Genomic DNA, 17502 nt, shown 5'->3' with positions numbered 1-17502 from the left:
GATCCTCAGGACCATGACCTACGCGATCCTCGCCCTGCTCACCGCCCTGACCGTCGCCGGGATCCGCTTCGGCACCGACTCCCGCGACGGCCGTGACTGGACCCCGGCCGCCACCCCCACTGCCACTGCCACTGCCACCACCAGCACCGGCACCACGGCTGTGGCCACCCGTCCGATCCGGGCGATCCGACCTTCGCCGCGGGGGCGTCAGGGGGTGGGAGTGAGGTCCTCGCCCAGGTAGGCCTGGCGAACACGGTCGTCGGAGAGCAGGCTGGCGGAGGTGCCGGAGAGGACGACCTCGCCGGTTTCCAGGACGTAGCCGCGTCCGGCGATACGCAGGGCCGAGGCGGCGTTCTGTTCGACGAGCAGGACGGCTACGCCGTCGCGGTTGATCTCGGCGATGACCTCGAAGATGGTCTGGACGACCATGGGGGCGAGGCCCATCGACGGTTCGTCGAGCAGGACCAGACGTGGGCGGCTCATCAGGGCGCGGCCGATCGCGAGCATCTGCTGCTCGCCACCGGACAGGGTGCCGCCGGCCTGGCCGATGCGTTCGGACAGACGCGGAAACAGCGCGAACACCCGGTCGAGGTCCTCGCGGGTGTGCCGACGGTCGCGGTAGGCGCCCATCAGCAGGTTCTCCCGCACGCTCATGCTGGGGAAGACCCGGCGTCCTTCGGGGACGTGGCTGACGCCGAGTGCCACCAGGTCGTGCGCGGGGATGGTCGACAGGGGACGGCCGTCCAGGCGGAGCTCGCCGGCGCGGGGACGCAGCAGACCGGAGATGGTGCGCAGGGTGGTGGTCTTGCCGGCGCCGTTCGCGCCCAGCAGGGTGACGATCTCGCCCTCGTCCACCTCGAGGCTCAGGCCGCGCAGGGCGGTGACCGCCCCGTAGGCGACCTCGACGTCGGTCAGCGACAGCAGCATCAGCCCAGCTCCTTGCGATTGCCGGCGCCACCGGCACCCGGGCCGGGACCGGGACCGGGACCGGGACCGGTGCCCGAGTCGGCGCCGAGATAGGCCTCGATCACCGCCGGGTCGCGTTGCACCTCGGACGGCGAGCCGTAGGCGATCATCCGGCCGAAGTTGAGCACGGCCACGGTGGTGGCCAGCGACATCACCAGGCCCATGTCGTGTTCGATCAACAGGACGGAGACGCCGGTCGCGGCGATGCGGGTGACAAGGGCGGCGAGGTCGCGCTTCTCCACCGGGTTGGTGCCGGCGGCGGGTTCGTCCAGCAGGAGCAGGCGCGGGTCGGTGCCGAGCGCGCGGGCGATCTCGAGGCGGCGCTGCTCGCCGTAGGGCAGGGAGGCGGCCTGTTCGTGGGTGCGGTGGGCCAGGCCGACGAGGTCGAGCAGGTCCGCGGCCCGGCGGACACCGTCGCGTTCGGCTCGCCGGGCGTGTGGAAGGCCGAGCACGACGGACAACGGGCCGTACTTCTGGCGCACCTCGGTGCCGATCTGCACGTTCTCCAACGCGGACAGCGCGGGAAACAGGCGGATGTTCTGGAAGGTGCGGGCGACCCCGAGCCGGGTGATGGCATGCGGGCGACGGCCGAGGAGTTCGGTGCTCTGCCCGGGCCGCGGCCAGAAGGTCACCGAGCCCTCCTGCGGCCGGTACGCGCCGGTCAGGCAGTTGAACAGGGAGGTCTTACCGGCTCCGTTCGGCCCGATGACGGCGAGGATCTCCCCGCGCCGCTGGCGCAGGGAGACGCCGTCCAGGCTGGTCACGCCGCCGAAGCGCAGCGACAGGTCGCGGGCCTCGACGACGAGGTCCCCCGGATCGCCACCCACGTTCTCCATCATGGACGGCTGCCGCGCCCCGGGTACAGCCGCGGCCCCGCCGCCGCGCGCGCTGGCGCGGTGCGAACCGGCGCGGCGGCTCATGGCCGGGCTCCGGTCGGCGCGGCGCCGAGGGCATCGGCGGCGCCGACCCCGGCCTCGGACAGTTCGATCTCGCGGCGACGGCGCCGGGACGGCACCAACCCCTGCGGACGAAAGATCATCATGGTCACGATGACAGCCCCGAAGTAGATGTAACGGTCCGCGGGCGCCACCAGGTCCCGCAGGTAGAAGGCGAGCCCCTGGAGCACGACCGCGCCGACGACCACGCCCAGGCGTGAACCCATCCCGCCGAAGATGACCACCGCGACGATGAAGAAGGAGGCCTGCAGGCTGAAGCTCTGCGGATTGAAGAACTGTTTGGACGCGAACAGCACCCCGGCGAACCCCGACACCGACGCGCCGATGGCGAAGGCGAGCAGTTTCAGCCGCAGCGTCGCCACACCGGTCGCCTCGGCGGCGATCTCGTCCTCGCGGATGGCCGCCCATGATCGGCCGATCCGGGAGCGTTCCAACCGGCCGAAGGCGATCATCACGATCACGATGATGGCCAGCAGCAGGTAGTAGTACGGCAGCGGATCGATACCCCAGGTGTAGTCGATCCCGAGCAGGTGGATCGACAGATGCGGGACACCGAACGCGCCACGGGCACCGTTGGTGACGCCATCGGCGTTGTTCGCGACCAGATGGATGATCTCACCGAAGCCGAGTGTGACGATCGCGAGATAGTCACCGCGCAGCCGCAGTGTCGGCGCGCCGAGAACGACGCCGGCGAGCGCGGCGAGCAGGAGCGCGATCGGGAAGACGAAGAACGGGTTGAGCGTGAACGGGGCATGCCAGGGCATCGCGGTCTGCGAGGTGAAATAGGCCGTGGTGTACGCGCCGATCGCGAAGAAGGCGATGTAGCCGAGGTCGAGCAGGCCGGCGTAGCCGACGACGACGTTCAGGCCGAGCGCGAGCAGCGCGTAGATGCCGACGCCGTCGACCATCCACTGCTGGGCCGCGGTGGAGAACAGCATCGGGGCGATGATCGCGACAGCGAGCAGGGCGAGGTTCAGCGCGATCGGCCCGCCGCGGCGGCCGTAGGCGGCGCCCACCGGCTCGCGCACCGGCGTCGCCCACCCCACGGCCAGCGTCCGCAGCTGCCCGCCAAGCGCCACGACCAGCCACACCACGACGGCGATCACGAGGAACAGGACGATCCGCGGGTCGGCGATCGAATCCCAGGCGGCCCGCAGTGGATGGTCGGAGTTGCCGGTCGGCCCGGTCACGACCGCGGCGAGCAGCCCGAGCAGCACCAGAACGCCAAGTTGACGCAGTCGTGCCGGCGAACGCAACCCCGCCGGATGCCACGACGGCCGCACCCGCCGCGGCCCGCCCGATCCCTCCCGCCCCTCCCGCGTGGACGTGGACGAGGACGAGCGCGGCGCTGGCTGGCCGGGCACGTTCGGGCCGGTCATGCCGCCCGTCCCAGGCGCTCGCCGAGCAGACCGGACGGCCGGATCATCAGGATCGCCACCAGCACGAGAAAGGCGATGACGTCCTTGTACGACGCCTGGAACAGGTAACCACCGTAGCTTTCGACCAGGCCGAGCAGCAGACCGCCGAGCATCGCACCGCGGACGTTGCCGATCCCACCGAGAACGGCGGCGGTGAACGCCTTCACCCCGGGGACGAAGCCCATGCTGTACGACGCGTTGAACGTCATCGCGTAGAGAAAACCGCCGGCGCCGGCGAGGAGTCCGCCGACGACGAAGGTGACGATGATGATGCGCTCGACGTTGACGCCCATCAGCACGGCGGTGTCGGCGTCCTGGGCGACGGCCCGGATGCCCTGGCCGAGGCGGGTGCCGGCGACGAGTCGGTCGAGGCCGACGAGCATCGCGATGGCGACCGCGAAGATGACCAGCGACTGGGTGGAGACATCGGCGCCGAAGAGCGTGAAGACGGTGTCGTTGTGGAACAGGTCGGGCAGGTCGACGTTCTGGCGGCCGAACTCCTTGCCGGCGAGGTTCACCGCGAACAGGGACGCGCCGATCGCACTGATCAGATAGGCGAGCCGGGGTGCCGAACGGCGCCGCAACGGCCGGTAGGCGACCCGTTCGAGGGTGAAGGCGGCCAGCGCCCCGCACAACGCGCCGACGGCGAGCCCGACCGCGACCAGGTACACCGACTGGAAGCCGCCCGGCACCCCGCCGTCGGGCAGCAGTGCCCGGGCGGCGAACAGCCCGCCGAAGGAACCGAGCATGAACACCTCGCTGTGGGCGAAGTTGATCAGCTGAAGCACGCCGTACACCAGCGTGTAGCCGAGCGCGATGACCGCGTACAGCGATCCGACCATCAGACCGTCAATGGTCAGTTGCCAGAACTGGTCGAAGAAACCCATGCGTTACGCCTCGTTCGTCGCGTCTCGATCCGGCACATCTCGATCCGGCACGTCTCGGTAGGGCATGTAACCCGACGGTGGCCCGGGACGCCAGCGGGCGCCCGGGCCACCGTCGGGATCGGAACCGAATCAGGCCCTGATCAGATCCGCGATGTTGCCGAGGACCGTGATCGCGCCGTTCTTCACCTGGTACACGTACACGTTCGAGCCCTTGACCTCGCCGTTGGACTCGAAGGAGACGGTCTTGGTGATGCCCTCGTAGTTGACCCCGGGGAAGGCCTTCAGGACCGACTCGCGGTTCACATCGTCGCCGAGCTGCTTGAAGACCGTGGCCAGGGCCTTCGTCGCGTCGTACGCCTCACCGGAGTAGGTGCCCGGCTTCGCGCCGTTGTTGACCTTCTTGAAGGACTCGACGAACGCCGCCGCCTTCGGGTCGGAGTTCGCGTCGCCACAGGGGCAGGTCAGGTAGACGCCCTCGGCCGCGGTGGCGCCGGCCTGCGCGACGTACTGCGGGTCGTTCGAACCGTCACCGCTGGCGATCTTGCCGGTGAAGCCCTTGTCCTTGAGCGCCTTGGTGAGCAGGGCGAGCTCGGCGTAGTAGCCGGAGTAGTACAGGACGTCCGGCCCGGCCGCGATGATCTTGGTGGCCTCGGACTGGTAGTCCTTGGTCGGGTTGATGCCGTCGTGGATGACCTCGATGCCCTTGGCCTTGAGCTCGGGCTCGAGCGCGCCCGACAGACCGGTGCCGTACTCGCTCTTGTCGTCGAGCGAGTAGACCTTCTTGGCCTTCAGCACATCGGCGAGGTAGTCCGCGGCGGCCTTGCCCTGCACGGTGTCCGGTGCGATGACCCGGTAGAACGACGTGAAACCGAGCGTCGTCAGTGCCGGGTTGGTCGCCGACGGGCTCACCGACAGCAGACCGGCCTGCGAATAGGCCGGCTCGCTGGCCTTGGTCGCGCCGGAGAACATCGGCCCGACCACCGCGACGACCTTCTTGTCGTCGATCAGCTTCTGGGCCGCCGTCGGGCCCTGGTCGGGCGAACCGGCGTCGTCGGACTCGACCAGCTTCAACTCGAACGGGTAGCTCGCGTCGGCGTTGACCTCCGCGATCGCCGTCTTGACCCCGTACAGCGCGTTCAGACCAAGCTGCTGGTTGTCGCCCGAAAGCACGCCCTGGAAGCCGATGGTGATCGTCTTCTTGCCACTCGAGGACGTGTCGTCCCCGCTACTCCCACAGGCCGCGGCGGACAGTGTCACCGCTGTGGCCAGGGCGATCGCTCCCAGAATCGGGCGCCTACCCATGCATATCCTCCTCCGGTACATCGGTTGCGACTCCGCTGCCGCCCCCGTCACGCTGCCAGCTACCCCCGGCGCGACCGGTGCTCGGCACCGGGACACGCCACCATCCCTACGGCGGCGGCGCCCGGTTACCTGCACCGCATCGCACGGGAACGCCGCCCGACCCAACCCTGTCGACCGACCGTCGCGAACGCTCCGCCCGAGATGGCGGCAACCTAGTCCTCCGGGTGGATCCCCCGAAAGTAGCCCAGCAGGTTGTTACACCGAGTACACAATCGCGCCACCTAGGCGCGCCGCTGTTCATCTTGCGAGCTATTTCACAACTCAATGATTCCTACGAATCAATGCGATGAAATCGCCCCGACGCACACGTCTGGACGGCGGCAAAACCTCGACCCAGCCGCATCCAGCACCGACTCGGACCGCGGCTGCCCCTCAGTGGCGCAGGGACCAGGTCGGCGCGCTGGTGCCGAGCCGGGCGGGTGGACGGGTCCACCGCGGCGCGACCCCGGCGACCGTGCCCGGCGGACGGATGTAGGTCAGCTCGCCGAACTCGCTCATGTAGGTGTCCTGGTACGGCTCGAGGTCGGCCGCGGCCAGGGGTGGCACCGCCCGCGTGTCATGGTGACCGAGGTCGGTCAGCATCCGTCCGGTACGGGCCAGCGACACCCGCACATGCCAGCTGCCGCCCTCGCGGGCCCGGCGGGCGAGCGCGTCAAGGATGCCGTACGCCGTGAGATAGCCCGCCCCGTGATCAAGTGCCTGCACGGGCAGCGGCACCGGGTCCGGCTCGTCCCGCCCGGCCGCGCCGGCCAGCACCATCCCGGACGCGGTCTGCACCAGACTGTCGAAGCCCCGCAGCCCACTCCACGGACCCGTGTGCCCGTAGGCGCTGATCGTCGCGTACACGATGCCGGGACGCAGCCGTGCGACGGCGGCCGGGCCGAAACCGAGCCGGTCCAGCGCCCGCGGCCGGTAGGCCTGGATCAGCACGTCCGCCGAGGCGATCAGTTCCCGCAGCCGTCGGGCGTCCGCGGCCACCCGGAGGTTGAGGAAGGTGTTGCGCTTGCCGAACCCGGTGTCGACCAGCAGCGTCTGCACCTCCGGCAGGTGCGCGGCGCCGACACGCAGCACATCCGCACCATGGGCGGCGAGCGTGCGCCCCGCGACCGGCCCGGCGATGACCCGGGTGAGGTCAAGCACCCGCAACCCGGCCGCCGGCGTCTCGGTCGGGGCCAGCGGCTGCGGCGCGCTGTCGTCGAGGCGTTCGACCGCCAGCACCGGCTGGGTCGCGGTCGCCTTGGCCTGCGGATGGCACGACCATTCGGCCTCCGTCCGGGCCATCGTCGCGCACAGGCCCATGGCCTGTAGCTCCGTCTCGAGCGAGGCGGCGTCGATCCGACGGATCACCCGGGCGACCGCGTCCCGCTCGTTCGGGACACCGAGCAGGTCCAGCACACCGTCGCGATGATGCGAGAAATTGCAGTGCAGCTGAATCCACCGGTCATCGCTGGTCTGGTAGTACCCGGAGATCGGCTCCCACACCGACGCCGCGGGCCGTCCGTCCAGCCGCAGATGCCGCTCGCTGCCGAACGCCGCCGCGGCATGCCGGGTGTCGACCACGACCGGCGGAGGTCCCTCGCCGGTGCGGGCCGACAGCAGCCGCCCGGCGCCGACCGCCGCCGCCGCCACCGTCGTGGCCGCGAACGTCGTCACCTCGTACACGCTCGGGAGCACGTCCGCCGGCCCGGTCACCGTCAGCCGGTCAGTGACGTCCTCCCCTACCAGCGACCCCACCCGATCGACGATCTCCGTGGCCCGCCCCATCGTCCCCATCCCATGATTGCCGTCGGACGGTCTCCCGCCGACGCAGCCGCCCTCGCGCCGCGCGGTACGTCATACCGCAAAGTGCGCGGGGCATCACCTTAAGCGCCGAAGCCGCGGATCGCCATGCCTGACCGCTCGGAGTGCATCGACCCGTTTGCCGGGTCGATGCAGCTTCGACCGTCCGCTCATACTGTGGAGGTGGGTCGCGTCCGCGCAGCCACACCGCGTGAGATCCGCGGGGCTCCACCGGCGGACGGCCAGGGAGGCGCCGCATGGCCGCGCAACCGTCACTCTACGAGGTGCTGGGGGTCGCACCCAGTGCCAGCACCGAGCAGATCCGTCATGCCTACCGCGCCGCGGCACGCCGTACCCATCCCGATGCCGGCGGCCAGCCCGCGGCCTTCGCCCAGGTCCGGATCGCCTACGACATCCTGGCCGACCCCGACCGCCGCCGCCGCTACGACCTGCGGCTCGCCACCGGACCCCGGGCACCCGCCCCCGGCCCCTGGTCCCCCCGTCCCAGACCAGGCGCGCCGGGAACATCAGCAGCACCGGGGGGATCGCCGGGAACCGCCGCTTCGGGGACGTCGACCCCGCGGGCGTCCGGGGCGTCCGGGATGGCCGCGCCGCCGGCTGGTGCGCTGTTGGCCGGGGCCGATCCGGTCGTGCGACGGCGCTACCTGATCCTGATGGGAATCGCCCTGACCCTGTTCGTCACCGGGGGCGCGTTCGTCCGCCTGTACTCGGTGCCGGCCGCCATGGCCATGCTGGCGGTGGCCGCGATCATCCCGCCGATCGCCGTCACCGTCGCCGGGCGGCCGCGCCACCGTCCTGACCAGTCAGCCGGCCCGAGGCCGTCCCAGCCGCCACCCCGACGCCGATCCTGACGGCGAGGCGGCCGGCTCCGACTGTGGGGCCGGCCGAGCCGCGGGGCCGCGGTCAGGCGGGCAGGCGCACGCGTAGGGAGCCGACGGGCTGGCCGCCGCCCAGGACGGTCGGGGCGCCGAGGACGGCCAGTTGCGCGAGGTCGATGGAGGGGGCACCGGGGGTGTTCGCGGCGGGCAGCGCGCCCAGTCGCCCGAGCGCGGCCAGCGCCACCGGGACGCCCGCCCGGCCCGCACCGTCGGCGATCTTGACCGCCACGGTGTGACCACTCGCCGTCGCGGCGATGGTGACGCCCTCGGCGCCGTTCTTCGCCAGCAGGCCGGGAACGGCGCGCATCAGGTCGGTGTCGGTGGAGCCGGAACCGCCGATCAGCTCGGGGTAGGCCCGCATCGCGTCGATGACTCGGCGTTGTGGCGAGCCGGGCTCGGCGAGAACCATCGTCTGCAGGCCGCGGGCGAGACCGGTGAGGGAGATCGCGAACAGGGGGGCACCGCAACCATCGACCGTGGCGCCGGTGATCGGCTCCTCGATCAGTTCCTCCACCGTCTCCCGGATGATCCGTTGCAGGGGATGATCCGGATCGGTGTAGTCGTCGATCGACCAGCCCGCGGCCACGCAGCACGCGATCATCCCGGCGTGTTTGCCGGAGCAGTTCATCAGGATGGGCTCGGCGCCGCCCCCGGAACGCAGATGGGCCCGCATCGCCGCCTCCCCCAACGGCAGGTCAGGCGGGCAGCGCAGCGCGTCGACCGGGACCCCGGCCACCGAGAGGATCTCCAGAACCCGCACGAGATGAGCGCCCTGCCCGCTGTGCGAACTCGACACGATGGCCAGCAGGTCATCCGGAATGTTGCGGCTGAGGAACATGCCGTCGAGCCCCGCCCGCAGCATCGCCACCGCTTGAAGTGGCTTGACGGCGGAGCGCGGGAACATCGGCTCACCGGGCTCACCGACACGCAGCGCGACCGAGCCGTCGCGTGCCAGCCCCACCACCGTGCCGCGATGCACGCTCTCGACGAACGGCTCGCCTCCGCGCAGCCCACGCACTATCTCGGCGACCACCCGCGGCCCCACCGGCGGCTCCATAGCCAGCAGGGTACGACGACCGTGCCCGTCGCGCGGGCATCCCGCCAAGCTGTGCCCGGATGGAAACAAAGACGACGATCTCCCCGCTGATTCGGGCGGTGCGCGGGCATCCGGGCCGCGCACCCCATACCCTGAGAACGTGCCTGCCTACGACTACCGCTGCCGGGAGTGCGACACCTCGTTCGAGGTCCGTCGGAGCATGACCGAACCCGCGCCGGACGGTGTGCTCTGCCCCGCCGGTCACACGCAGACGTCCCGCGTCTTCTCCGCCGTCGCGGTCGGTCGTGGCGCGTCGGCGTCCTCGTCGGCCTCCGCCGCCGCGATGGCGGCCGCGCCGTCATCCGGCGGCTCCTGCTGCGGAGGCGGCTGCTGCGGCTGACCGACGCCGCAGCGCCCGGTCACTGACCGCTGGGAGTGCCGCCGCGCGCTACCCGGCTCCGCGGGCCGACGTCGACCTGACGATCCCGCTGCCCACCGGTCGCCGCCGCCCGATCCTCCGCCAGACGCCGACGCAGGAGCTGTAGCGTCTCGTCCTGCTCTTCCTGCGACAGGCCGGACACCAGCGTCCGCAGCAGGGCATCCGAACCAGGCCACTGCTCGTCATCGCTACGTCCTGGCCTGCCCACGACCTGCTCCTACCCCACATCGCAGCAGGTCACGCCCCTAAGACCCGGCCTTCTCCGAGGCCCGGGAAGCCCTGCCGTCTCCCGCGCCGCGGACGGTCAGCGGCGTCCCAGCGTCCAGCCATCCAGGGCGGTGCGGGCACGCTGAACCAGAACGCGCCGCTGCGGCACGGTGGCCACGGTCGGCGGACCGAACACGATGATCCATCCCACCGCGAGTGCCCACAGCGCGGCGATCGCCCCGAACGCCAACGCGCCGAAGCCACCCACCAGCGAGAACAACAGCAGCAGCACCGCGCTCACCGCCAGTCCCCAGCTCAGCAGCCGGCGCAGGCTGATCGGCTCCGCCGGCTGCGTGCCCGCCCCGACCTCGGGATACGGCTGAACACGCGTGGTGTCCTCGGCCGCGCGCGCCCTGCCCGACGATCCCCGGCGGCCGCCCGGCGCCGGACGCCCGATCGCGCCGGGAGCCCGGTTGGCGGCGGGAGCGGCCGACTGAGCGGGCCGGTCAGCAGGAGCATCCGGTCGCGACGGGACGCCGCGACCCGCAGCGGTGCGTGACTGTCGATCCAGCACGGTGTGTCCCATGGCTGGTTCGTGCCCCATCAGTGCCACGGTCATGCCACCAGTTTCATGACCCCGCCCACAGCCTCACCGACGACCCGATAGCGCTGCCGCACAGGCGCTTCACAGGATGATCTCCGCCGCGGGACGGATCCGGCGCGGCACCGCACAGGCCACCACCCGACTCGATTCCCCCGTTCAGGTTCCCAACCGTTCGCTACCCACGGTGAGAGCCAACCGCCCCCCACGCACCACCGCCACCGCCACCGCCACTGCCACTGCCACTGCCACCGAAATGATCATTTGGTGCGGCCGTGGGACCCGAACGGGCCATGCGGACGGTGATCGTCGAGCGCGGCCGGGTCACCTCCAATCGGGTGGCCCCGTAGCGTCGACGGCGGCCCATCCGGGCGGCCCGTTCGAGCCGCCATCGATCATGACCTGGTCCATCACGGCCATGCCGTACCCCCCGGACGGGTCACACGATGCCCCCTCTGCCAGACCCCCCCGATCGGGGTATCGGGACATCGTTCGTCCGGAGTTGTCGCCACCTTCCGCATACGTCCGCTCGGCCATTGATGGTTTCGGCGAACGTTACGACAGTGCGCGGGAGTCCGCCTCGACGGCCGGAACACGGAACGGCGGGGGCGTCTGTGGATCCTGGTCGGCGCGCCCGCCATGAGCGATCTCGTATCGGGCAACGGATTTACCGATCACCGGTCTCGCCACATTACGGACGGGTACTCCGCCCGCCGTCGAACCACGTTCGGATCCGGCATGTGCGTGACCGTGCAGGGCGAGGTCCGCGCCAGCGGCGTCGATGACCTCGGCGAGATGGTAGCTCCCCAGAAAGGGATAGATCTCCGCCCGCTCCCCGATCAACGTGTCCGGGATCGGGGCGTAATGGGTCAAGGCCACCCGGATATCGCAGGTCAGGTCTCCGAAGGCCGCCCCCAGGCCGGCGGCCACCTCTCTGCTGTGGCGCACAAAGGCCTTCATCAACGGCTCGCCGAACTCCGAGCAGCTGGCGCCGGCAAACCCGCCACCGAATCCCTTGACGCCGGCGACCCCGAGGCGGGTGCCGGCGATATCGAGAACGGTGCCGGCGCCTTCAAGCACGATCACGCCGGCATCGACGAGAATGCGGGTGATCTCTTCCTCGGCGTCGTCGTGGTAGTCGTGATTGCCCAGTACGGCGACCACGGGGAGCTCCGCCGCCGCGACCTCCGCGGCCACCACCCGGGCCTCGGCGACCCGGCCGTGCTGGGTCAGGTCGCCGGCCAGCAGCAGCACATCGGCCTGTCCCGCCAGCTCACGCACCACCGGCGCGAAGGTCCCGCCGCTGTCCGTACCAAGATGAATGTCGCCGACGGCGGCGATCCGAATCATGAGATGATCTCCGCGGTCTCGGCGCCGGTCGCGTCCGGCCCCGTGCCCGCACCCGATGGGGCGGCCTGGGTTCGGCTGTCGGTCACGGTGACCTCGTTGCGCACCGGGCGGCCCGCGGCCGCCTCGCGCAGCACCTCGGTGACCGCGCGCCGACGAGCTTCGGTGGCGACCTCGCCGGCCACCAGAATCGCCCCTTCCCAGACGGACACCTCAAGCCCGAGTTCCGCGACCCGGGGATCCTCGGCGAGCAGTTCGTGGAGCTCGCCGGCCAGGTACTCGTCGGCGTCGTCCACGTGTGCTGCGGCGACAACAACGGAGGTCTGCGACCCCAGGCCGTCCCGCTGTCCCAGGCCATCCCGCTGTCCCAGGCCATCCGCCTGACCCGAGGTGGCCGACCGGTCCGAGGTGGCCGACCGGTCCGGCTGGGTGGGGTGCTCCGTCCGCGCCGACCACAACGGCGATCTCCCGGGGGGCACCGCGGTATTGCCGGTGGTGTCCGCGGGAATGAGGTTGAGGCGGGTGGCCACAAGCAGGGCGGCCTCCGCGAACGGGGAAGCCGCGGTGGATCGGCGTACCTGGTCCCAGTCGACCTGTTCACGCATCGCCCGGATCATTGGAAGTACCCGGGCAAGGTCGCAGTAGCGCTCCTCGAGCGCGAGCAGGGTCATCTCGAACCAGTCCGTGGCATCCAGGACGGGCATGCGCACCGAGTCGACCGACATCTCCCGGGAGCGTTCCAGCATCGCGGTGGTGACCGCGCGACCGACCGGATGATGGATCAGATCGACGAGCACCTCTCCGTCGAACACCTTGGTCAGCCAGTCCTCCGGCGGATCCACCGAACGAAGTCCTGAAGCGGCCAGTACCTCGACCGCTCGCGGGGCATCTTCTTCCCGCAGCATGAAATCGACATCGTGAACCGGTTCGGGCCCGCCGCGCGCCCAACACGCGTAGCTCCCACCAAGGGCGAACGGGATGTTCGCCTCCTTGAGGGTCACAGCAACCCGTTTCAGACTCTCCCGCAGACCTCTGGGCGCATCCTCCATACGGCAGCCACTACCCGCATCCGCGTGACGATGCACCTCGATCACTCGGGCCGGTGTGGGCCCACGTGGGCCAGTGGCGGCGGGGGCGCACGGTCGCCCGCGCGACATCCCCGAATGGCTACCCCGAAGCGGTGACGAGCGTACTACGCAGACACGCGGATGTCCGGTTATCCGTAGTTATAATTTCACCACCCGCCACGACGCATACGACGTCGGCGCCGGTGCGCCACTGATTCTGACAGCATGGCGACAACGAGCGTCGACATGAGCGATGATGACCTTTGCGGCGAACTCGTCGGCCGCCCACTTCGACACCGGATTGGAAGCGAACCCTGAACGCGCGCACACGATCCGACCAGTTGCCCAGGGGTGTCGCCGATGACACCAGCGCGCTGGAACATTCCGGCGAGCGCCTACCCGGGCAACGCGCCACCGAGCCGGCCACCGTGCCCTCGCAGCCGGCCGAGCCACCCAGCACCAGCGGCGTGGTGGACATGTCCTGCCATCCGGGCCAGTTGGCCCGGCGGCTGCAGCAGGTGACCTACCAGCTGTGGACGACGACCGTCTCCACCGAGACGACGCCGCCGCAGTTCGTGGTGCTCAACAGCCTGCTCGCCGATCCCGACATCGATCAGCGCACGCTCGGGGAACGGGCGTCGCTCGACCGCTCCACGGTCGCCGATGTGGTGGCACGGCTTGTCCAGCGAGGTCTCATCCGCCGGGTTCGCGACCCACGAGACGGTCGGCGCAACGTCCTTCGGCTGACCAAGCGTGGGGAGTCGACCCACGGGCAGGTGGCCGATCGCATCGACCAGATGAACGACAAGCTTCTCGCACCCCTGTCCGAGGAGGAGCAGGGTGCCCTGTTGTCCATGCTGACGCGAATCGTCGATCAGGACGGCCCGCGCTGACGCACGCCCGCGCTGGCACCGGTACCACCCATCAGCGATGTCTGGTGCGGCCCGGACACCAGGACGGTCCGGCCCACACCGCGACGATGGCACGGCCGAGTCAGCGCGGCGCGGCGGCGTCCCCGTCGGACGAACGAGATCGACGCTGATTTCACCGTCAGCGAACGGACGACCATAGATCACAATCATTGCAATTAGCGTGTCTTCTCTGCGAACCCGCTACTGTCGGCGCTGCGACATCGGCACGCCGGCCGCCGCCACGATCCGCTGGGGCCCGGTTCGAGGAGGACACGTGACATCGCCTGACACCGCGGCCCTGGTACTCCGGATCATCGTGGGCCTCACCCTGATCGCGCACGGCTACAACCACATCTTCGGCGGCGGTGGGATCAAGGGCACCGCGGGCTGGTTCCAGAGCATGGGCCTTCGCCCCGGGATCGTGCACGCGTGGATGTCCGGGCTGGTCGAGCTCGCCGCCGGCGCCGGACTGATCGTCGGCTTCCTCACCCCGTTCGCCGCGGGCGCCATCATCGGCACCATGGTCGTCGCCGGGATCACCGCGCACCGCACCAACGGCTTCTTCATCTTCCGTCCCGGCCAGGGCTACGAGTACGTCCTGTTCATCGCGGTCGTCTGCGCCGCGATCGGCATCCTCGGCCCAGGCAAGGCCTCGCTCGACCATGCCATCGACATCGAGCTCGACGGCTGGGTGGGCGCCGCGATCACCCTCATCCTCGGCGTCGGCGGTGCCGCCCTGCTGCTGGCGACCGCCTGGCGCCCCGAGCGCAAGCCGGCCGACACCACCAAGGCCTGACCGACCCTCGCGGCACCACCCGAGGGTGGCTGGGGTGAAGATGGTGGCATGGAGCTGTCCGTCATCGACAATCCCGAACGGCACCGGTACGAGGCGCGGACGTCCGACGGCCAGGTCGCCGGATTCGTGCAGTACCAGCGCCGCGGGGACCGGATCACCCTCGTGCACACCGAGGTCGCGGCGGAGTTCGAGGGCAGGGGAGTGGGCTCCGCCCTGGCCGCCGGTTCCCTCGATGATGTGCGCGCCCAGGGGCTGAGCGTGGTGCCGCAGTGCCCCTACATCCGCCGGTACATCGACCGTCACCCCTCGTACGCGGATCTGGTGGCCGTGGAGCCCTAGCCCACCGGTGGCCGAGCGGCAGTCCGTTGGTCGGCGAGAACACCGCTGGTCAGCGAGAACACCGCCGCGACGACAGCTGAAACGGAAGAACAACGGCCGACCCCGGCATGCGCATATTCGCTGTCCCGCGATCCGGCGCTGGCACCGTGGAAGAGTCGTCAGCCGACGAGGTGGCGGCGAGATCTCACGGTGGGTGCACCGTCCCGTCCTGACACACACTGTCGCGACGGGGCGGTGGCGTAGCCCGGAGGAAGGATTTCGTGTGTCCGGCGCCCGGCACAGGTCGCGAGGCCGCTCTGCCGCACCCGGCGATCCGGCCACGCGACAGCATCCTCAGACCACCATCAATCCTCAGAGCATCATCAATCCTCAGAGCATCATCGGCGTACACCCGACGCCGGAACCCAAGGCGCCGTTGAGCGTACAGGCCGCACCGGAACCCAGGCCACTGTTCGGCGCGCAGCCCACCCCGGAACCCAGAGGCGTCTTCGGTGTTCGGACAGCGTTCGGTGAGCCCGCTCCGCTTGGCGATCAGGATGCGCTGCGGCGGCAGGGGCCGCCGTCGCGACGGCGGCGTGCGGCGGTCAACGGTCTGCTGATCCTGGTGCCGACGGCGCTGATGATCACTGGTGCCACCTTCGCCGTGGCGTCCATCCTCGGCGGTAGTGATCCTTCTACCTGCGCGGACGGCACTCCACGCACCGATCTGACGATCACCACCGCACCCTCGCTGGCCGTGCCGGTGCGCGCTCTGGCCGCCGCCTACGAGCGGGCCCATGGTGATCAGAACGGTCCCTGCCCGACCATCCGCGTGCAGGCGGCGCCCTCCGACCGGACCCTGGACGCGGTGGCCCGCGCCAGTCCGTCCGCGGCGAGCATCCCGGACGTGTGGATTCCCGAGTCCAGTGACTGGCTGGCACTCGGGCAGGAGTCGGCCTCGGCCGCGCCGAAACTCCCGCTGCGGGCGACGACGATCGCCGCGTCCCCGGTGGTGATCGCGATGCCCCGCGAGATGGCGCAGCATCTGGGCTGGCCGGAACACCACCTGACCTGGGCGGAACTCGCCGCCGACGCGGGCGTCCCGGGGTTCTGGGCGACGCGGGGCCAGCCGGCCTGGGGCGACTTCCGCTTCGACATGGCGAACCCGGACTCGTCCGCGGCGGGACTGCGGGCGGTGATCGGTGTCGTCAGCGCGGCCCGCGGTATCGCCCCGGCGGACATGTCCACCGGCACCTTCGACCAGGACCGGACCGCGCAGGCCACGACCGTCCGCCTCGAACGCCTGGCGACCTGGCTGCCGACGTACGACAGCCTGCTGTTCGACGCCGAGCGCACCACCTCCGTTCCCGGCGGTGGACGGCCCCCGTCCGCCTTCCCCGCACTCGAATCGGACGTGATCGCCTACAACCGTAGCCTGACCGCTTCCACGAACCAGGCGAGCCGCGGCAGCACCCTCGTCGCCCAGTATCCGTCCGACGGGACGTTCACCGCGAGCGTCCCGTACATCGTGCTGACCCACACGTCCGAGACGGATGCCAAACGCACGGTCGCCGCGTCCTTCCTCGACTACCTCGGCACCGACACCGGACGCCAGGCCCTCTCGGACGCCGGCCTGCGCACCCCCGCCGAACTCGCCGGCCGCGACGACCCGGCCGGCCTCGCCGACAAGCTCACGATCACCGATGGGATCCGCACCACCGCGCCCAAGGTCGCCGGCGTCGACGCCTCCGACAGTGTGCTGGGCACCGCCCGCCGGTTCTTCCGGCACGCCCGACAGCGCGGCGCCGCGATCGCCGTCCTCGACACCTCCGCCTCGATGCGTCTGCCGCTCACCGACCAGCCCGGCCGGACCCGCCTTCAGGCCGCGTCCGACACCGCCGTGGCCGGCCTCCAGGTGATCGGCCCGACCAGCGACCTCGAGGTCTGGCAGTCCGCCGGCGCCCTGCCCGAGGGCCATCGGGTCCTCTCGCCGATGGCGAGTCTTGCCGCCCCCGCCTCGACCGGAGCGGGTACGCACCTCGACGAGCTGACCTCCCTCGCCCGGTCACTACGCACCGGTGGCGCCACCACCCTTTACTCGACGGTCCTCGCCGCCGTCCACGACCGCCAGCGGCGCTTCACCCCGGGCCGGCTCAACGAGGTCATCGTGATCACCGACGGCATCCTCGACGACTCCACCGGCGGCCCGACCGGTTCCGGTGGGACGGTCGGCTCCGGCGGTGCGGGCCGGGACGCTTCCGACATCCTGGCCTCGGGCGAGCCGACCCTCGAGCAGACCGTCGAGCGGCTGCGCGCCGGCTACGACGCGGCGCACCCCGTCCGCCTGGTCATCATCGGCTGCGATCCGGCGGCCAACGCCACCACCCTGCAACGTCTGGCCGCCGCGACCGGCGGACGGGCCTACGTCGCACCCGATGCCACCGCACTGTTCGGCATCTACGCCGACACCCTCACCACCGCCCACTGACCAGCCCCGCCCGGCCACGCGCCAT

18 protein-coding genes are annotated in these 17502 nt (G+C 70.7%); 7 read left to right on the top strand and 11 right to left on the bottom strand.

What is annotated here, in order from left to right; translation table 11 throughout:
- Positions 1-13: 13 nt before the first annotated feature.
- The gene (locus MXD61_RS23890) at positions 14-241 is read left to right on the top strand and encodes a hypothetical protein (protein WP_248815666.1); all 228 of its coding nucleotides are present in this window, start codon (positions 14-16) and stop codon (positions 239-241) included.
- On the opposite strand, the gene MXD61_RS23885 is transcribed toward MXD61_RS23890, so the two are convergent.
- From MXD61_RS23885 to MXD61_RS23860, 6 genes are all read right to left on the bottom strand, one after another.
- Positions 208-927 carry an ABC transporter ATP-binding protein gene (locus tag MXD61_RS23885; protein ID WP_248815665.1) on the bottom strand — a complete coding sequence of 240 codons (720 nt, stop codon included), beginning with the start codon at positions 925-927 and terminating at the stop codon, positions 208-210. The genes MXD61_RS23890 and MXD61_RS23885 overlap by 34 nt on opposite strands.
- The gene (locus MXD61_RS23880) at positions 927-1886 is read right to left on the bottom strand and encodes an ABC transporter ATP-binding protein (protein WP_374629479.1); all 960 of its coding nucleotides are present in this window, start codon (positions 1884-1886) and stop codon (positions 927-929) included. The genes MXD61_RS23885 and MXD61_RS23880 overlap by 1 nt, the downstream gene beginning before the upstream one ends.
- The gene (locus MXD61_RS23875; protein WP_248815664.1) at positions 1883-3301 is read right to left on the bottom strand and encodes a branched-chain amino acid ABC transporter permease; all 1419 of its coding nucleotides are present in this window, start codon (positions 3299-3301) and stop codon (positions 1883-1885) included. Before MXD61_RS23875 ends, MXD61_RS23880 begins: the two co-directional genes overlap by 4 nt.
- A complete protein-coding gene (locus MXD61_RS23870; protein WP_163549865.1) occupies positions 3298-4227 on the bottom strand; it encodes a branched-chain amino acid ABC transporter permease in 930 nt (309 codons plus the stop codon). The genes MXD61_RS23875 and MXD61_RS23870 overlap by 4 nt, the downstream gene beginning before the upstream one ends.
- 129 nt (positions 4228-4356) lie before the next feature.
- The gene (locus MXD61_RS23865) at positions 4357-5529 is read right to left on the bottom strand and encodes a branched-chain amino acid ABC transporter substrate-binding protein (RefSeq protein WP_248815663.1); all 1173 of its coding nucleotides are present in this window, start codon (positions 5527-5529) and stop codon (positions 4357-4359) included.
- Between the two features lie 432 nt (positions 5530-5961).
- Complete coding sequence (locus MXD61_RS23860) at positions 5962-7353, bottom strand: CoA transferase (protein ID WP_248815662.1); 1392 nt, start codon at positions 7351-7353, stop codon at positions 5962-5964.
- 272 nt (positions 7354-7625) lie between these two features.
- Between MXD61_RS23860 and MXD61_RS23855 the strand changes: the two genes are divergently transcribed.
- The gene (locus MXD61_RS23855; protein ID WP_248815661.1) at positions 7626-8240 is read left to right on the top strand and encodes a DnaJ domain-containing protein; all 615 of its coding nucleotides are present in this window, start codon (positions 7626-7628) and stop codon (positions 8238-8240) included.
- Positions 8241-8292: 52 nt separating this feature from the next.
- On the opposite strand, the gene MXD61_RS23850 is transcribed toward MXD61_RS23855, so the two are convergent.
- Positions 8293-9324 carry an asparaginase gene (locus tag MXD61_RS23850; protein WP_248815660.1) on the bottom strand — a complete coding sequence of 344 codons (1032 nt, stop codon included), beginning with the start codon at positions 9322-9324 and terminating at the stop codon, positions 8293-8295.
- 139 nt (positions 9325-9463) lie between these two features.
- Here MXD61_RS23850 and MXD61_RS23845 point away from each other — a divergent pair, with 139 nt between their 5' ends.
- On the top strand, positions 9464-9703 hold the full coding sequence (locus tag MXD61_RS23845) for a zinc ribbon domain-containing protein (RefSeq protein ID WP_248815659.1): 240 nt from the start codon (positions 9464-9466) through the stop codon (positions 9701-9703).
- Between the two features lie 19 nt (positions 9704-9722).
- Here the strand turns inward: MXD61_RS23845 and MXD61_RS23840 are convergent, their stop codons facing one another.
- The 4 genes from MXD61_RS23840 to MXD61_RS23825 all read right to left on the bottom strand — a co-directional run bounded on the left by MXD61_RS23840 (position 9723) and on the right by MXD61_RS23825 (position 12946).
- The gene (locus tag MXD61_RS23840) at positions 9723-9950 is read right to left on the bottom strand and encodes a hypothetical protein (RefSeq protein WP_248815658.1); all 228 of its coding nucleotides are present in this window, start codon (positions 9948-9950) and stop codon (positions 9723-9725) included.
- A 96-nt stretch (positions 9951-10046) separates the two neighbouring features.
- Positions 10047-10568: a hypothetical protein gene (locus tag MXD61_RS23835; RefSeq protein WP_248815657.1), complete on the bottom strand. Its 522-nt coding sequence runs from the start codon at positions 10566-10568 to the stop codon at positions 10047-10049.
- A 537-nt stretch (positions 10569-11105) separates the two neighbouring features.
- On the bottom strand, positions 11106-11900 hold the full coding sequence (locus MXD61_RS23830) for a metallophosphoesterase (protein WP_248815656.1): 795 nt from the start codon (positions 11898-11900) through the stop codon (positions 11106-11108).
- Positions 11897-12946 carry a BON domain-containing protein gene (locus MXD61_RS23825; RefSeq protein ID WP_248815655.1) on the bottom strand — a complete coding sequence of 350 codons (1050 nt, stop codon included), beginning with the start codon at positions 12944-12946 and terminating at the stop codon, positions 11897-11899. The genes MXD61_RS23830 and MXD61_RS23825 overlap by 4 nt, the downstream gene beginning before the upstream one ends.
- 359 nt (positions 12947-13305) lie before the next feature.
- Between MXD61_RS23825 and MXD61_RS23820 the strand changes: the two genes are divergently transcribed.
- The 4 genes from MXD61_RS23820 (at position 13306) to MXD61_RS23805 (ending at position 17477) form a co-directional block, all read left to right on the top strand.
- A complete protein-coding gene (locus MXD61_RS23820) occupies positions 13306-13857 on the top strand; it encodes a MarR family winged helix-turn-helix transcriptional regulator (RefSeq protein WP_372511961.1) in 552 nt (183 codons plus the stop codon).
- Positions 13858-14149: 292 nt separating this feature from the next.
- Positions 14150-14671 carry a DoxX family protein gene (locus MXD61_RS23815; RefSeq protein ID WP_248815654.1) on the top strand — a complete coding sequence of 174 codons (522 nt, stop codon included), beginning with the start codon at positions 14150-14152 and terminating at the stop codon, positions 14669-14671.
- Between the two features lie 48 nt (positions 14672-14719).
- Positions 14720-15010 carry a GNAT family N-acetyltransferase gene (locus tag MXD61_RS23810; protein WP_163550506.1) on the top strand — a complete coding sequence of 97 codons (291 nt, stop codon included), beginning with the start codon at positions 14720-14722 and terminating at the stop codon, positions 15008-15010.
- 415 nt (positions 15011-15425) lie between these two features.
- Positions 15426-17477 (top strand): substrate-binding and VWA domain-containing protein, encoded by a 2052-nt coding sequence (locus MXD61_RS23805; protein WP_248815653.1) that lies wholly within the window; start codon positions 15426-15428, stop codon positions 17475-17477.
- The last annotated feature ends 25 nt before the right edge of the window (positions 17478-17502 follow it).

This window comes from Frankia sp. AgPm24 (assembly GCF_023243055.1).
GTDB classification, from domain to species: Bacteria; Actinomycetota; Actinomycetes; order Frankiales; family Frankiaceae; genus Frankia; species Frankia umida.
This window is presented reverse-complemented; position numbering and strand designations above follow the sequence as displayed.

Coding starts and splice junctions, on each gene's coding strand:
- MXD61_RS23890 (WP_248815666.1), top strand. CDS start 14: ATGACCTACGCGATCCTCGCCCTGCTCACCGCCCTGACCGTCGCCGGG.
- MXD61_RS23885 (WP_248815665.1), bottom strand. CDS start 927: ATGCTGCTGTCGCTGACCGACGTCGAGGTCGCCTACGGGGCGGTCACC.
- MXD61_RS23880 (WP_374629479.1), bottom strand. CDS start 1,886: ATGAGCCGCCGCGCCGGTTCGCACCGCGCCAGCGCGCGCGGCGGCGGG.
- MXD61_RS23875 (WP_248815664.1), bottom strand. CDS start 3,301: ATGACCGGCCCGAACGTGCCCGGCCAGCCAGCGCCGCGCTCGTCCTCG.
- MXD61_RS23870 (WP_163549865.1), bottom strand. CDS start 4,227: ATGGGTTTCTTCGACCAGTTCTGGCAACTGACCATTGACGGTCTGATG.
- MXD61_RS23865 (WP_248815663.1), bottom strand. CDS start 5,529: ATGGGTAGGCGCCCGATTCTGGGAGCGATCGCCCTGGCCACAGCGGTG.
- MXD61_RS23860 (WP_248815662.1), bottom strand. CDS start 7,353: ATGGGGCGGGCCACGGAGATCGTCGATCGGGTGGGGTCGCTGGTAGGG.
- MXD61_RS23855 (WP_248815661.1), top strand. CDS start 7,626: ATGGCCGCGCAACCGTCACTCTACGAGGTGCTGGGGGTCGCACCCAGT.
- MXD61_RS23850 (WP_248815660.1), bottom strand. CDS start 9,324: ATGGAGCCGCCGGTGGGGCCGCGGGTGGTCGCCGAGATAGTGCGTGGG.
- MXD61_RS23835 (WP_248815657.1), bottom strand. CDS start 10,568: ATGACCGTGGCACTGATGGGGCACGAACCAGCCATGGGACACACCGTG.
- MXD61_RS23830 (WP_248815656.1), bottom strand. CDS start 11,900: ATGATTCGGATCGCCGCCGTCGGCGACATTCATCTTGGTACGGACAGC.
- MXD61_RS23825 (WP_248815655.1), bottom strand. CDS start 12,946: ATGGAGGATGCGCCCAGAGGTCTGCGGGAGAGTCTGAAACGGGTTGCT.
- MXD61_RS23810 (WP_163550506.1), top strand. CDS start 14,720: ATGGAGCTGTCCGTCATCGACAATCCCGAACGGCACCGGTACGAGGCG.